The 14,846-nt window shown below is 37.5% G+C and carries 13 protein-coding genes; 7 read left to right on the plus strand and 6 right to left on the minus strand.

Annotation, left to right across the window (positions count from 1 at the left end):
* Positions 1-201 precede the first annotated feature (201 nt).
* On the minus strand, positions 202-1,680 hold the full coding sequence (locus AB3219_RS03970; protein WP_216762690.1) for a glycoside hydrolase family 1 protein: 1,479 nt from the start codon (positions 1,678-1,680) through the stop codon (positions 202-204).
* A 206-nt stretch (positions 1,681-1,886) separates the two neighbouring features.
* Here AB3219_RS03970 and AB3219_RS03975 point away from each other — a divergent pair, with 206 nt between their 5' ends.
* Entirely contained in the window at positions 1,887-2,636 is a 750-nt protein-coding gene (locus AB3219_RS03975) for a MurR/RpiR family transcriptional regulator (protein WP_057805003.1), read from the plus strand.
* A gap of 27 nt (positions 2,637-2,663) precedes the next feature.
* On the opposite strand, the gene AB3219_RS03980 is transcribed toward AB3219_RS03975, so the two are convergent.
* Together AB3219_RS03980 and AB3219_RS03985 are read right to left on the minus strand one after the other, a co-directional pair.
* A complete protein-coding gene (locus AB3219_RS03980) occupies positions 2,664-3,860 on the minus strand; it encodes an MFS transporter (protein WP_216762691.1) in 1,197 nt (398 codons plus the stop codon).
* Between the two features lie 89 nt (positions 3,861-3,949).
* The gene (locus tag AB3219_RS03985; RefSeq protein ID WP_216762692.1) at positions 3,950-4,099 is read right to left on the minus strand and encodes a hypothetical protein; all 150 of its coding nucleotides are present in this window, start codon (positions 4,097-4,099) and stop codon (positions 3,950-3,952) included.
* Between the two features lie 764 nt (positions 4,100-4,863).
* On the opposite strand from AB3219_RS03985, the gene mutY reads away from it, so the two are divergent.
* From mutY to AB3219_RS04015, 6 genes are all read left to right on the plus strand, one after another.
* Positions 4,864-5,985 (plus strand): A/G-specific adenine glycosylase, encoded by a 1,122-nt coding sequence (gene mutY, locus AB3219_RS03990; protein ID WP_216762693.1) that lies wholly within the window; start codon positions 4,864-4,866, stop codon positions 5,983-5,985.
* Positions 5,986-6,002: 17 nt separating this feature from the next.
* Positions 6,003-6,692, plus strand: coding sequence for an NAD(P)H-dependent oxidoreductase (locus AB3219_RS03995; protein ID WP_216753898.1), 690 nt, complete (start codon positions 6,003-6,005; stop codon positions 6,690-6,692).
* On the plus strand, positions 6,685-6,870 hold the full coding sequence (locus AB3219_RS04000) for a hypothetical protein (protein ID WP_216753919.1): 186 nt from the start codon (positions 6,685-6,687) through the stop codon (positions 6,868-6,870). The genes AB3219_RS03995 and AB3219_RS04000 overlap by 8 nt, the downstream gene beginning before the upstream one ends.
* Positions 6,871-7,180: 310 nt before the next feature.
* On the plus strand, positions 7,181-8,368 hold the full coding sequence (locus AB3219_RS04005; RefSeq protein WP_216753899.1) for an aminotransferase class I/II-fold pyridoxal phosphate-dependent enzyme: 1,188 nt from the start codon (positions 7,181-7,183) through the stop codon (positions 8,366-8,368).
* A 22-nt stretch (positions 8,369-8,390) separates the two neighbouring features.
* Positions 8,391-9,452, plus strand: coding sequence for a PTS sugar transporter subunit IIC (locus AB3219_RS04010; protein WP_216753900.1), 1,062 nt, complete (start codon positions 8,391-8,393; stop codon positions 9,450-9,452).
* A gap of 337 nt (positions 9,453-9,789) precedes the next feature.
* Complete coding sequence (locus AB3219_RS04015; RefSeq protein ID WP_216753901.1) at positions 9,790-11,424, plus strand: peptide ABC transporter substrate-binding protein; 1,635 nt, start codon at positions 9,790-9,792, stop codon at positions 11,422-11,424.
* A gap of 88 nt (positions 11,425-11,512) precedes the next feature.
* On the opposite strand, the gene AB3219_RS04020 is transcribed toward AB3219_RS04015, so the two are convergent.
* The 3 genes from AB3219_RS04020 to AB3219_RS04030 all read right to left on the minus strand — a co-directional run bounded on the left by AB3219_RS04020 (position 11,513) and on the right by AB3219_RS04030 (position 14,750).
* A complete protein-coding gene (locus AB3219_RS04020) occupies positions 11,513-12,931 on the minus strand; it encodes a C69 family dipeptidase (protein ID WP_216753902.1) in 1,419 nt (472 codons plus the stop codon).
* Positions 12,932-13,623: 692 nt separating this feature from the next.
* Entirely contained in the window at positions 13,624-14,508 is an 885-nt protein-coding gene (locus AB3219_RS04025; RefSeq protein WP_105782191.1) for an IS3 family transposase, read from the minus strand.
* Positions 14,493-14,750, minus strand: coding sequence for a transposase (locus tag AB3219_RS04030; RefSeq protein ID WP_017866964.1), 258 nt, complete (start codon positions 14,748-14,750; stop codon positions 14,493-14,495). The genes AB3219_RS04025 and AB3219_RS04030 overlap by 16 nt, the downstream gene beginning before the upstream one ends.
* Positions 14,751-14,846 lie beyond the last annotated feature (96 nt).

The following is a 14,846-nucleotide window of genomic DNA, read 5'->3' on the forward strand; positions in this document are numbered from 1 at the left end:
GTTGCGGGCGTTGACCATTCTTGTGGTCGCAGCCCGGACCGCAAGAAACATGGCAGCGGAGAAAGTTGCTCTTTCTAACACGTTTCAGCTATAAAAGATAAAAGAAGACCCAATGATTCGTTTTTGGAATCATTGGGTCTTTATATTTATTTATGGTTTTAGTCTAATGTTTTCATTTTTTGTCTGACTGTGTTTTACCAGTTAATCATCTAAAGCTTTACCATTGGTTTCAATGATGTGTTTCATCCAGGCATAAGATTTTTTAGGGATGCGCTTTAAACTACCGTGACCTAAATCATCCATGTCGACATATACAAAGCCATAACGCTTTTTCATTTCTCCAGTCGAAAGAGAAACTAGATCGATAGGTGCCCACATGGTGTAACCGATACATGGTACTTTATCTATATTAATAGCGTCAGCCACTGCTGATAGGTGTTTTTGAAGGTAGTCAATTCGATAATCATCTTCCACAAAACCATTTTCGTCTGGTTTATCAATTGCACCCATGCCATTTTCAACAATGAAGATTGGTTTTTGAATGCGATCGTAAATCATATTCATGGTGTAACGCAAGCCAAGTGGATCCAATCCCCAGCCCCATGGCGTTTTTTCAAGATACGGATTAGCCGAACCACCAACATTAAACCACTTATCTCCAGCTTTAGAGATATTGGATCGGTAATAACTAAAAGCAATGAAGTCTAGTTGACCGTCTTTTAAGGTTTGTTGATCAGCTGAATCCATCTTAATTTCACTAAGTCCTTTAATTCCATGATGCTGTAAAATTTCGTCAGCGTATCTGGGATAGTAACCTCTACCCATTGTATCAACGAAATACCAATTTTCACGCAACTCTTGTTGATTATGAAAGACGTCTTCTGGTTTGCAAGTAGCAGGATAACAAGTGCTTAATGCATACATTGTACCAAATCGGCTGCCTGGGATTAGCTTGTGACCAAGCTTAACGGTCTTAGCTGAGGCAACAAACATGTTGTGAGCAGCTTGATATCTTTTTAATCCTGTTGCTTTATGAACACCGCTGGGACCAAAGCCACGAACGGCATTAATTTCATTGAAAGTAAGCCAATATTTACACCTGCTTCCAAAGTGTTCAAATAATGCTTTGGCGTATTTTACATAAAGTTCAATCGCTTTTCTTGAGCTCCAACCATCGTACTTTAATGCTAAGTGCACGGGCATTTCATCGTGACAGATAGTGATTAGTGGTTGAATATGGTATTTTTCTAGTTCACTAATAACATTATCATAAAATTTCAATCCTTCTTTGTTGGGCTCATTTTCTTCACCATTGGGAAAGATTCTGCTCCAAGCGATTGAAAAACGATAAACGCTGAATCCCATTCCAGCCATTAATTTGATATCTTCTTTATAGTGATGATAGAAATCAACGGCCTGATGACTAGGATAATATTGATCCTTTAACCAAACTGGTTTGGCTTCTTCTGGTACATCTTCAGCATCAAGAAAAGAACTTTTGAGATTAATGGTATCTCCGTTTGGCATTTTCATTGTATGGTGACGGGGATGCTCTGGTGAGCCATTGGTCTCATAATCATGCGTCGAGGGACCACGACCACCTTCAGCATATCCACCTTCATATTGAAAATCAGCAGTGGCACCGCCCCATAAAAAATTCTTTGGTAATTCTTTAGTCATTTTTATAATCTCCTTGCATCAATTAAGAATCAATTCAACAGATAAATTTCCATTAAATTTTGATAATTGATAAATTTATCATAATATTTATTAATTTTTACAAATTCATAATATCACCGAATGTAACCTCTTATAATGATAAAAAATAAAAATTACAAAAAATATGATAGAATTAACATTAAACAAGAAAGAAAAGATGAACTTAAATGAACTTAAAAGAATTTTTGAAACCTCAAAATGATACTTTATCCAAATCTGATCAGAAAATATACGATGTAGTTTTGAAGTATCCAATTCATATTCAACTACTTACTATCCAAAAAATTGCCTCAGATTCTGGTACTTCGGTGGCCTCGGTTCAAAGATATTGCAAAAAATTAGGCTATACGGGATTTAAAGAATTTAAATTTCAATTAAAGGAATTCTTATCACAACAGCAGAGTCCTAACGGTAATAAATCAGATTACTTAAGGCGCTATCTTAAAGTTGTTAACAGCTTTGAACAAATTGATAAACAAATAATTATCGATTTTGCAAATGATTTATTAACTTCTAGGCTGAACTATTTACTTGGCCTTTACTACTCGGCACTTCCGGCAAAGCAGCTTTCAATGGGATTGCGCGATTTAAATAGACCGAGCCTTTATACTAATGATTACATTACTGCTTCACACTGGAATGGTTTAATGAATAAAGATGATACTTTTGTTTTCTTCTCAATTAGTAGCAACGAGGAAAACTTCAAAAAGTATCTCTCTGAATCACTTAATAAATTAGATAAAACTTATTTAATTACGTTTAATTCCGACACGGTGTTAAAGCAATACTTTAACCATATTATTGTTTTACCAGGAAAATCATTTGTCTATAATTCTTCGATTGATCCACAGTCTTTGGTATCTTTATTTGTTGAAATGGTAATCGAATATGCTACGCAAGACAGGGGTTCAAACTAGTTTTATGGTGACTAATGTTTTTGTAGTTTAGTTAGCTTTCACAAAATGACTAACGATGATTCCTAAGCCAATTAGTAGCAAACAAATACCAATTAGAAAGAATGCCGAACTGAAATGTACCCAAGTAATCAATGCGCCTACAACTGGAAATAAAATAATCATGACTAAACTGAACATCATACTCATGACGCTAAGTAGGGTTGCACGCGCGTTTGATGGGATTTGTTGTTGTAAAAAATCATTGAATATGGGTTCAACCACGGCGGTTACTAAACCAATCAAGACAAAACAAACGGTTAAAACGACAATGTTTTGAATGATGCTTACTAACAAGCCCATAATCATAATGCTGACCAGTCCCAAAATAAGCCGGTGTTTGGACCAGTGCTTTTCAAGTGTGGGCGCACTTTTGGCGCCCACAATGTTAAAACAAGCAGCAATGACAATTACAGCACTGATTTGCCAGCCGGTAAAATGATACTGCGTCATTAGCGTCTGAAAATAAAAGAAGTAAGTTGTGCCAATTGCTTCATAGCAGGCTAAAAATAACATTAATCCGGCAACAAGGAGATGGTTTGTTAAAAACTGCCAACTGGTTTTAACGATTATCGCAAAACTGGTTGCTGATTCAACTTCTGCTTTTTCTTGAGAATGAGGTTCTTGCATACGTAAAATGGCACCGATCGCTAAAAGTGATGTAAAAATATAAATGACGTATGTCAATGAAAAGTGCCAGTGAACAAAGAATCCAGCCACAATTAAGCCTAGCATGTCAGCTAATTCGTAAATAGCATTGAGATTGGCGGTAATCTTTAAATAGTGTTTTTCTAGGTGATCAGCTTTAAGCGTTTCAAAAACAAGAGCTTCATTGGTACCAGAATTGAGATTATAGGAAAAGGCTTGAATGATAAAAGCAAGTGCAAACCACCAAAAACCAGCGCCCGACAAGAAGAGAATGCCTGATATGATGGCCATAACTCTGCCTAAGATCAGGACAGTTTTGTAAGGAAAGTGGTCGGCTAGTGTGCCAGAAGGAACTTCGAATAATAGACTAGCAATGTGAAAAATGCTTTCAAGTAATCCAACTTGAATGAGGCTCATACCATGTTGAGTTAAGTAGATTACCCAGAGACTGGTAATGCTGAAGAATGCCCAGAAGCTGTAATGGTAATTGGCAGAAATGGTACGTTTAACAGATAAATGATTTGTGAATTTAGTTTCCATGATGTCACTCCTATATTTGTATAGCGACCATCAAAAAAAGGCGGGGTCAAAGTGCGCCCGCCTTAAAGAAATTCAATTGTGGCTAATAGTTAAGCACGCATTTGAGTGGTCGCATAGTTAGATTGAGGGTTAAAAATGGGCAGACTTGTCCCGTTAGCCTTCAAAATGTATGCTTCCGCACAAATAATCCCCGCAAATTCGAGGTAGTCAGCATTAGGATTAATGAGTGTGACTGACATGAGCGTGCTTCCTTCCGTGTAAATATAGTTAGTAGTCTAGCATATTTAAATTTTCCCTACAAGGTGGTTTTTAATAAACTAACTAAGGGTTGAAAACCCAAAACACATCTTGTTGCCTGATATGAAAGCGTCCTTGGTAACAAAATTAGATCAAAATGCCGTCTTCCAGCAAATTTGGGCTGGAACGTAGTGGGCACGACTTAGAGCCGAAATACACGTCTCTAAGATCGGCCTTTATCTAAGCGAAGACCGCTAAGATAAATGTCACTACTGAGCCCATTTGCTTCCAGACTAAATCTTATCTTTGCAATCAACACACAAATATAACAACTTTGATATCAGTGTTGCAGCACATTATTAATGTTTAAAACGTTCTTAGTCCGGAGGCGATTGGTCTCAGGGGTGAAATTATCCTTAGTAATTTATTACTTAGGATAAGGCCGAGTTTGAAGACAAGCGTTCTTCTTGGCTTCAAATCGTGCCCACCCCGTTCCAGACCGGGTGAGCCGTAGGACGGCATTTTAAACTATTTTTTATAGGCTAAGTCGTTTAACATCAGTTATTGAAGTGATTTTGATACTTTCAACCTTTATAAACTAAGATGTAATTGATTTTAAAAATTTAGAATTTAGTGTATATTTTGAAATGAGATTAGCACGGAAACAAGCGCTTTGAAAGGCAAATACGAAAGTTATCGCTATACTGAAACCTTAATCAATAAGCGTTACTTTGAGAATGAATGAAAGTTATGAGGGATTTTTAGGATGATTGAATGGTCGAAAACGACAATAAAAGAATTTCAAACTAGTTTACTAGGTTGGTATAACGAAAATCATCGTGATCTTCCATGGCGTCATGATCAGAATCCGTATCATATTTGGGTTTCAGAAATCATGCTTCAGCAAACACAGGTTAATACAGTTATTCCTTATTATGAAAGGTTTATGCGCTTATTTCCATCGGTTGAAAAACTTGCGCAAGCACCTGAAGAACAGCTTTTAAAAGCTTGGGAAGGCTTGGGCTATTATTCACGTGTTCGAAATATGCAACGAGCAGCCCAACAGTTACTGCAGGATTATGATGGTAAGTGGCCTCAAATGAAGACCGGATTACAAGAGTTAGTTGGCATTGGTCCGTATACTGCGGGTGCCATTGCCAGCATTGCGTTCAATCAACCGGAACCGGCTGTTGATGGCAACGCCTTTCGGGTGTTTTCTCAACTTTTAGAAATTGAGGCAGACATCACGAAACCGCAAACTCGTGGTATATTTGAGACAGTTATTCGAAAAATTATTCCCAAAGATCGACCAGGAGACTTCAATCAAGCAATCATGGATTTAGGTGCCAGTTTTATGACAGCTAAGAATTCCGATAATGCGCATTCCCCGGTTCGACAATTTAATCAGGCATATTTGGATGGTCGGTTGGATGAATTTCCAGTCCGTTCTAAACGTTTGAAACCGGTCGATAAACACTATTTTGCTTTGGTCATTAAAACACCGCAAGGCTATTTGTTTCAACAACGAGCAAGTAATGAACTATTGGCAAAACTGTGGACCTTTCCACTGATTGATGGAGATAAACTGAAAGAAGAATATCCAGATTTGAATGAAGATACGTTGAGTAAAACAATTGAATCCAAATTTGCAGCTGAAAATGAAATTAAAACTGACCTTCAGTTGGTGGATGCTCCGGTTGTTAAACACACATTTACCCATCAAAAATGGCATGTGACATTGATGAGTACTGAACTTCAAAATCAACCTGATCTCAGCCATTTTGCGGGTCAAATAGTAAACGTTGAACAGTTTGCAACACTAGCTTGGCCAACACTGCAAAAAAAGCTTTGGTCAGCCTATCAAAAACGACAAATTAAGTTATTTTAAACAAGAGGTAAAAATTCGTGAAAACATTAATTATTGTGGCTCATCCGAAGTTAGTTGAGTCCGGAACGCAACAATTCTTGAAAACTAGTCTTGCTAATATGAGTGAGGTTACTTGGCATGTTTTAGCGCCTAAACAAGCTCATTTTGACGTTTCCAATGAACAGGCATTGTTGAAAGCACATGATCGGATTGTTTTTCAATTTCCATTGTATTGGTACAGTGCACCTGCCATTTTAAAACAGTGGGAAGATGAAGTGTTAACTCGTAATTTTGTCTATGGAACACAACAAGCATTGGCCCAAAAAGAACTAGGAGTTGTGGTTTCAACTGGTGATCCACAACGCGATTTTAAGGCAGGTAGTAGTGAACAATTCACCTTATCTGAGTTGTTGCGACCTTATCAAGCATTAGCAAACAAGGCTCAGATGACATATTTACCGCCATTTACCATCTTTCAGTTTGCTTATTTGTCTGAGACTGAAAAGCAACAGCTGGTTGTTAATTATCAGCAGTATATAACAAATACCGATTTTGAAAGTTTTCATGGTCGTGAACTTTGGTTTGAACAACAATTGAAACAAAAAATTAAGGTCAATCCTGATTTACAAAAGTTACCCCAAATATTGACCGCAATTCAGGATAATCGTGAAAATTTGGAAGAATTGGGTTGGACGCTATCAATGATTAAAGATGACGAGGATGAGTAATTTGGATACCAATGATTGGGTAAAAACGCAGCTTGAAGAATTATCACAAAGTAGTAAACAATATGAAGATCGAGCCTTTTATTTGGCACTGCTTGCTTTAGTTAAGGAGCAACAACAACGTCTGATTCAAAGTCAGGTTGAAGTGGATGGCCGTACTTGGAATCCAAGCAAATGGTAGTTGAATAAAAAAGTTCAAATTATAGCTTGATTAAAATAATTAAAATGGTATGATAAAAACACATCTTTAATTCAAGGGAGTTTTTACTATGAAAATTAAACAGCAAACTCAATTGAATAGTTGTCGTTATTACTTTTGGTTTTTCCATGTGTGATTTGTGGAAGCCAAAAGTGTTTTAGAGTGAACTAAAACCGGCCGCACAGATCACGTTAAATGACTGTGCGGGGGATATAAAAGTATTACTGAGAACCCCTTTTCAGTCATTAATGATGACTGAAGAGGGGTTTTTATATTTTTAGGAGGAATGGACATGAGTAAATTGATTAATCATATGAAAAAAGAAGTATCAGCATTGACACCTTCGGAAATTCTGGCATTTAATCAAGAAATTGCAGAGATTCCAGACATTGTTAAATTAACGCTGGGAGAACCAGATTTTAATACGCCGGATCATGTGAAAGCTGCTGCAATTCGCAGTATTGAGAATAATGAAAGTCACTATACAAATTCACGTGGCACAATTGGACTACGCAAGGCGGCTGCCAATTTCTTGAAACAAAAATATGAACTAGATTACAAACCAGAATCACAAATTTTAGTCACAACTGGTGCTACCGAGGCCATTTATTCTTCACTAACAGCTATTTTAAACGCTGGGGATACGGTTATTATCCCAACACCCATTTTCCCACTGTATATTCCGGTTACAATGCTAAACGGAGCTAAACCAATATTTATTGATACTTCTGACGACGGTTTTATTCTTTCACCCGCAAAATTAGCAGCTGCAATTGAAGCGAATAAAGACACAATAAAAGCCGTTGTCCTTAATTTCCCCAATAATCCAACGGGGGTAACCTATAAGCGTGATGATCTAGAAAAACTGGCTGCAGTAATTGCAAAGTACGATATTTTTGTGATTAGTGATGAAATATACAGTGAATTAACGTATGAAGGAACCCACGTTTCAATGGGAAGCATTTTACCGGAACAAACACTCGTTTTGAACGGTGTTTCCAAGTCACATGCCATGACCGGATGGCGAATTGGCTTACTATGTGGACCGGCTGATGTCATTACTCAAATTGGTAAGGTTCATCAGTTTGCGATTACTTCTGCCACGACCAACGCACAAGCTGCCGCACAAGAAGCGTTTGAAAATGGAATGGATGATGGTCAGAAGATGCGGGCAGTTTATCAAACTCGGCGTGATTTATTACTAGAAGGTTTGGCAAAAGCCGGTTTTACTTGTGCTAGTCCCAATGGTGCATTCTATCTATTCGCTAAAATCCCGGCAACGTTAAATCAAGACAGTTGGAAGTTTTGCTATGACTTAGCTAAAAAAGCAAAAGTGGCAGTGATTCCAGGAGCTTCGTTTGGCCCCGGTGGTGAAGGCTATGTGCGCATCAGTTATGCGGCCAGCACGGAAGATTTAACCAAGGCAATCAAACGTATTCAAACCTATGCTGCTGAACAAACAGTAGCAACAGCAAAGTAAAAAACTTAGAGGAGTAGTCTAAATGGAGCAAACAAAAGTAAAGAAATCGATCAGTAAAGAAGTCGTGATGAATACGTTAAACGGATTATCAATCGGAATTATTGTGGCTTTAGTGCCTAGTGCATTATTAAATCAATTGTTAACAGCACTTTTGCCTGTTTTTCCAGCTGGTGGAACCATTATGGCAATGACTAATGCGGCCATGACGCTATTACCAGCAGTGAGCGCAGTGTGTGTCGGTATGTTAGCGAAGTTTTCACCAATTCAAACCACTTCAATTGCACTGGCCGCAGTGATGGGAGCTGGTAACTTTAAAGTTGGGACAAACGGTTTTAATGTGAGCGGAACTGGTGATGTGATTAACATTGCCATTACAATTATGATTGGTTATGCGTTGATTTTATTATTAGGGAAACGTCTAAAAGCATATACCATTTTGTTGATTCCAACGCTGGTGCTTGTGATTGCTGGTGGAATCGGTACGTTAACGTTAGGACCGGTTAGTGGGATCACCAAATTGCTCGGTATCGGTGTCATGCAGTTAACTAGTTTACAACCATTGGTCATGGGGGTTTTGTTGGGAATTGTCTTTGCACTTTTAATTATTTCACCCATTTCATCCGTGGGTATTGCCGCGGCCATTAGTATTCATGGTGTCGCAGCTGGTTCAGCCAACTTAGGTATTGTGGCAGCCGGTTTTGCCCTAGCAATTTACGGGTGGAAAGTGAATTCAGTTGGCACCTCATTAGCCCATTTTCTTGGTTCGCCCAAGATGCAAATGGCCAACATCATGTCACGACCAAAATTAATTGTGCCAATTATGATTAATGCTGGTATTCTGGGTGGCCTCGGTGCTGTATTAAACATTCAAGGAACTGCAATGAGTGCTGGATTTGGATTCTCAGGTTTAATTGGACCCATTGCGGCGTTAAACGGAATTGGGCAAGTAACAGCCGGTTCACTTATTTTGGTTACCCTCATGTTTTTTGTGTTACCGATTGGCTTAGGGCTAGCTAGCGACTACGTATTCGTGAATAAATTACATTTTTACGAAAACAGTGATTTTGAATTGAACTATGCTTAAATTAAAGCTTAATAAGCAAAATTAAAATAAAATTAAAAAATATGTTGACTTCTCATTTTATCTCGTTATAATAAGTTTATTAAATCAAAGGGAGATGAAGTCACATGCAACGTACACATAAGTTAGTTAACTTGATTAGTTTAGTCATTATTAGCTTAATTATTAAAGTGCACGGTGCTGTGACTTTAACCTTTTAGCTAATAACTTTTTAGCGAACTAAAAAGAGGATAAAAAAGTTGCCCATCGTGCTTTCTAAGGAAAGATACGGTGGGTGCTTTTTTATCCTCTTTTTGTATAGTTTTACAGTTTCAAAAATATTTTTTAAGGAGTTTTGACTATGAAAAATAAGTGGAAAAAGCTAGGCACGGCGACACTTCTTTTATCAGTATTATTGGCAGGCTGCGGGAGCGCAAAGAGTTCCGAAGCTAAGCATCAAAGTTTTAGTGTAATGGAGCAATCGGATTTATTAACTACAGATAGTTCACAAATCACTGATCTAACATCATTTAATATGGTTAACAATACAGAAGAAGGTCTTTATAGAGTTGCAAAAGGTAATAAACCAGTTGCCGCTCTTGCAGAAAAAGTTGTTAAACCAACAAATAATGGAAAAACATATACTTTTAAGTTGCGTAAGGGATTGAAATGGAGCAACGGGGATGCCTTAACTGCACAAGATTTTGTGTATTCTTGGCGACGAACAGTCAATCCTAAAACTAAAGCTGGATATGCTTATATCATGCAAAACGTAAAAAATGCGAGTGCTATTTCTGCAGGAAAGATGAAACCAAATAAATTGGGAGTTAAGGCCTTGAACAAACGTACCTTGAGAGTTACATTGACACATGCGACACCATACTTTAAGTATTTAATGGCCTTTGGAACTTTCTTCCCACAAAATAAAAAAGCTGTTGAAAAGTACGGTTCCAAATATGGAACGGCCAGCAAGTATATGGTTTACAGTGGACCATTTAAGATGGTTGGTTGGACTGGCACTAATATGAGTTGGAAACTGGTTAAAAATAATCAGTACTGGGACAAGAAAAATGTTGCAGTAAGCAAAATTCCTGTTAAGGTTGTTAAAGATCCAAATACAGCTTTAAATTTATATCAATCAGGTAAACTTGATGATGCGTTGCTTTCTGGTGAACAAGCCAGTCAGGAAAAGAGCAATAAAGCATTTGTGAAATATGAACAAGGACAAACGGCTTATCTTGCGATGAGTTTCAAGAAGGGTAAAGCAACAGCCAATGTGAACGTTCGTAAAGCAATTTCTTTAGTTGTTAATCGAAAAACGCTAACTTCAAAAGTTTTAGCCGATGGATCTACACCAGCTACCGGTTTTATGCCAACTAGTTTTGTTAAAAATTCGAAGACAGGCACTGACTTTACAAAGGATGCGAATGTTTCAGAAGCTGTTGAATACAATGTTGCCAAAGCTAAAAAGTATTGGCAAAAGGGTCTCAAACAAACAGGTAAAACTAAGGTCAACTTTGAATTAGTTGTCAGTGACGATGATGCACAAAAGAAGGTTGCTGAAGCAGTTCAAAGTACAGTTGAACAAAACTTACCGGGGGCAACAGTTACGGTACGTTCATTGCCAACTAAAGGTGCGCAAAGTGCTCAACTTGGCGGCAAATTTGATATGACGGTTGTTCGCTGGATTGGTGATTACACAGATCCATTAACATTTGCACAACTTGAAACAACTGGCAATACCTATAATTATGGTAGTTTCTCAAATAAGACATATGACAAGTTGGTTGCGGCAACCAACGGTAAAGATGCAAATAACGAACAGAAACGTTATGAAGATTTCGTTAAAGCAGAAAAACTTTTGATGCAACAAGAAGCAGTTGTGCCACTGTATCAAGCGGTGCAAACTCAACTTGTTAACACTAAGGTTAAAGGAATTGTCTATCATCCAACGGGTGCTCCTTATGATTACAAGTGGGCACATGTTGAAAAATAGATAACACATATAAAAAAATCAAGCCACTCTCATTTAGAGAATGGCTTGATTTTTTTGATTTCGTAAATATATTTGAAGCGGTGTTTAATTAAAGGTTCTTATCCATATTAAAGGTTAATTTGGAAAGGGTTAAACCTTCAGTTAATAAATGGTAGAACAGTTTCATTGTACGTTTCTTCATGGCTGCCACTGTTTCGTGGTTAGCATCTGTTAAGTATTCAGTCAATTCGTTACCTGAATAACTAGCAGCCTTTTTGTCAATTTCAGCTACACGAGCACGTAACTGTTCTTGTGAAGCAGTTAAGTAATCAACATCTTCTTGAATGAACTTGCTGTAATGGCCTTCCACAACAGAGGACAAGGCACGATACATCCAGTAAGCATCATCCAAATTCATTGTTTCTGAAGTGTTGCTGTAACTTGGGTCTGTGTCAGTAGCGTTGTTGTAGAATGGGACGTATGGACTGAATGCAGGGACACCAAAGTTTAACCAGAAAATAGCGGATAGTTCTTCAGGAACGTTATTACGAATTTGAAGAACATGTGAATTTTGAGTCCGGTTCATTGAGATCGGACGGAATTTCAAACGATCCTTATCATCGGCATGGCCAAACGGATCGTAAGGTGTTTCGTTGTAGTGTGAACTTAAAATATAACCAACATCTTCAACAGAAATTTTGTGTTCTGTATGACAAACGAAAGGTAATTCAGCTGATTGAGGATCCTGTTCAATTTCTGGATTCAAGTAATGTTGACCAAACCAAACACGTGGTGTGTTGTAATGACGGTCTTTTTCAGTTGAAATGCCAAAGATATGACGGAAATTCCAACCAGTTTTATCAGGGTTTAAGTGATTTTCTTCAACGAATGCTTGGATTCCTTCTGACCACATAAAGTTATTAGGATCATTGAAGTCGATTTGTTGAATGGCAACCTGGTTAGCAGCAACTGCGTACGCATCATCTGGGATACGTTGTGCCACCCAGTGATGGCCGGTTACAATTTCCATGTACCAAACGTCATTTTTATCACTAAAAATAACGCCATTTCCTTCAGGTGAGCCATATTTGGCAATTAATTTGCCTAAATAAGCAACACCGTCTTTAGCAGAATCAATGTAAGGCAACACCATGGTTGGCATACTGTCTTCCGCTAATCCATCAACGACCAAAGGATCATAAGCAAGGGCCTTTGGATTGCCATAAACACTTTCGGTTGCGCTCATTGCAACGTTTTTTTCATTGAAGCCACTTTCGTCATAAATGCCGTCTTTGGCAGGATTAATGTTAGGAACAGCACTGTGACGATAGCCGTTACTTGGCAGTTTGGCTGTGAAACCGTTCTGTGAAGAAGTGATGGTTTCGTTGATGTCACTTTCTGCAGGATGCATATAAAAACGGTGTGGAGCAACTGGCAAAAAGGTATCATCATTACGGGCAACCATTGTTGAACCGTCAATGGAAGCATTTTTGCCGACTAAAACAGTTGTACAAGCTTTTTCATTCAATGTAAAAACTCCCTTTATATATATTTGTTACATTCATTCTAACTCAAATTAAAATAGACTTCATTAGTGACAAGTTAAAGTGATGTGTGGAGAATGACGGCTTACATTAAAACGGTTCCATTCCAAAACGAGTCTATGACATTCAGAAATGGCATCAAAAAAATTTAGTGAATTATAAAAAGGTTTAGAAAAATACTGATTTTTTTAACGATTATGGTTAACTTTTGAACGTTAATATTAAAATGTGTTAAGTGAAAGTTTGACGCCTATACTTAATAGGTAAGAAAAAGAAGTCGGGTTTAACTTTTTAATCCTGAGTATCAGTTGTTAGAAATACAGAAAAGAGCGTTGAATGATGAAAAGAGTTAAGACTTTAAGCATGTAACAATTAATCAAGGTCAAGGGCAAAATTACTATGGTGATGGTATTTTTTGTACTTTTTTCGTACTAAACACGGTTGTTCAATTAATTGGAGTAAAGCTTTTTATTGTGGAGTTAACCGAGCTGCTGGGGTTTATGGCACAAGTGGTCAAGCAACAATTGGTAGTTGCCAAAGAAGCAAGCATTTTTTGTGTGCCTGCTTCTTCAATTTGAAAATTTAATAAAATTAAATGAAGAATGTTATGACTAAAACCGAAATAGTATATACATGTGGATTTAGGTCAAGAATCTGGACACATTTTATGTATAATTTAAGCGACTAATTTTTCCTTTTCATTTGGAGTTAAATAATCAATGCTACTGTGAATTCGAGCACTGTTATAAAAGCTCTCAATGTAGCTGAATATTGCAGCATTTGCTTCTTCAAAATCCTGATAATGGTGTTGGTAAACCTCTTCTTTTTTCAAACTGGCGTGAAATGATTCCAAACATGAATTGTCATAGGGACAGCCACGCTTGCTATAAGAATGGCGAATATGGTGTTGCGCTAAGATCTGTTCAAAGCCAGCACTGCGGTACTGGCTACCCAGATCGGTATGCACAATTAAGTTATTAGTCGTCTTTCTAGTTTCAAAGGCTTGTTGAAAAGTGCTGATCACAAGATCAGCAGTCATATGACGGCTGATTTTATGGGCAATGATTTTACGTGAATATAAATCCTGAATGCTTGATAAATAACACCAGCCATTGGCTTTGGTGTGAATATAAGTTATGTCTGCACACCACTTTTGATTTGGACTGGTTGTACGAAAATCTTGCGCGAGTATATTTGAATAATCAGTCGCATCAATATCATTAGTTTGTTGATAATGCCACTTCTTGCGCGTGATTGATTTTAACCCCATTTGGCGCATTAATCGTTGAACTAGCTTAATACTGGCAGTCTTACCTTCTTTTTGTAACGCTTTTAGAATTTTAGGTGCCCCGTAGATACGTCTAGAATTAAAGTAAATGCGTTTAATCGACTGGCTAAGTGTCTTACGACGCTTGGCTTGTGGCGATACATGATTCTGCTGATGTTCATAGTAAGTTGAGCGTGGAACTGAGAGTACTTTACAGGTTTCTTTGATACTATGGTGCTTCAAATTAATATCAACGGCTGTCTGCCAGTCATCTGGGTTTACTTTTTGGCGAATATGGTTAAGGCTTTTTTTAAGATGTCATTCTCACTTTCTAGCTGTTTCAAACGTTTTTGCAACGCTAAAACATCTGATTTGGAAATTCCACTTCCTTTGTCTTCTTTATATAGATTAATCCATTTGTAAATAGTTACATTTGATACACCATATTCGTCTGTAAGATCAGCTACCGGGGCGCCATCCTGGTACAGCTTGACAATCATTTTTCTAAAATCTACTGAGTACTTTTTCTTGGTCATAAAAACACAATCCTTCCTATTATGGAATTATACTAAATCGTGTCCATGATTTCATACTACCTTCAATGGTAATTAAATAAAATTCATTTATTAATT

Source organism: Pediococcus ethanolidurans, assembly GCF_964062635.1.
GTDB classification, from domain to species: Bacteria; Bacillota; Bacilli; order Lactobacillales; family Lactobacillaceae; genus Pediococcus; species Pediococcus ethanolidurans.

Excerpts from the sequence above, each read along its gene's own strand:
- AB3219_RS04030 (WP_017866964.1), bottom strand. The coding sequence starts at position 14,750 with ATGACCAAGAAAAAGTACTCAGTAGATTTTAGAAAAATGATTGTCAAG.
- AB3219_RS04015 (WP_216753901.1), top strand. The coding sequence starts at position 9,790 with ATGAAAAATAAGTGGAAAAAGCTAGGCACGGCGACACTTCTTTTATCA.
- AB3219_RS03970 (WP_216762690.1), bottom strand. The coding sequence starts at position 1,680 with ATGACTAAAGAATTACCAAAGAATTTTTTATGGGGCGGTGCCACTGCT.
- AB3219_RS04005 (WP_216753899.1), top strand. The coding sequence starts at position 7,181 with ATGAGTAAATTGATTAATCATATGAAAAAAGAAGTATCAGCATTGACA.
- AB3219_RS03985 (WP_216762692.1), bottom strand. The coding sequence starts at position 4,099 with ATGTCAGTCACACTCATTAATCCTAATGCTGACTACCTCGAATTTGCG.
- AB3219_RS03975 (WP_057805003.1), top strand. The coding sequence starts at position 1,887 with ATGAACTTAAAAGAATTTTTGAAACCTCAAAATGATACTTTATCCAAA.
- AB3219_RS04000 (WP_216753919.1), top strand. The coding sequence starts at position 6,685 with ATGAGTAATTTGGATACCAATGATTGGGTAAAAACGCAGCTTGAAGAA.
- mutY (WP_216762693.1), top strand. The coding sequence starts at position 4,864 with ATGATTGAATGGTCGAAAACGACAATAAAAGAATTTCAAACTAGTTTA.
- AB3219_RS04010 (WP_216753900.1), top strand. The coding sequence starts at position 8,391 with ATGGAGCAAACAAAAGTAAAGAAATCGATCAGTAAAGAAGTCGTGATG.
- AB3219_RS03980 (WP_216762691.1), bottom strand. The coding sequence starts at position 3,860 with ATGGAAACTAAATTCACAAATCATTTATCTGTTAAACGTACCATTTCT.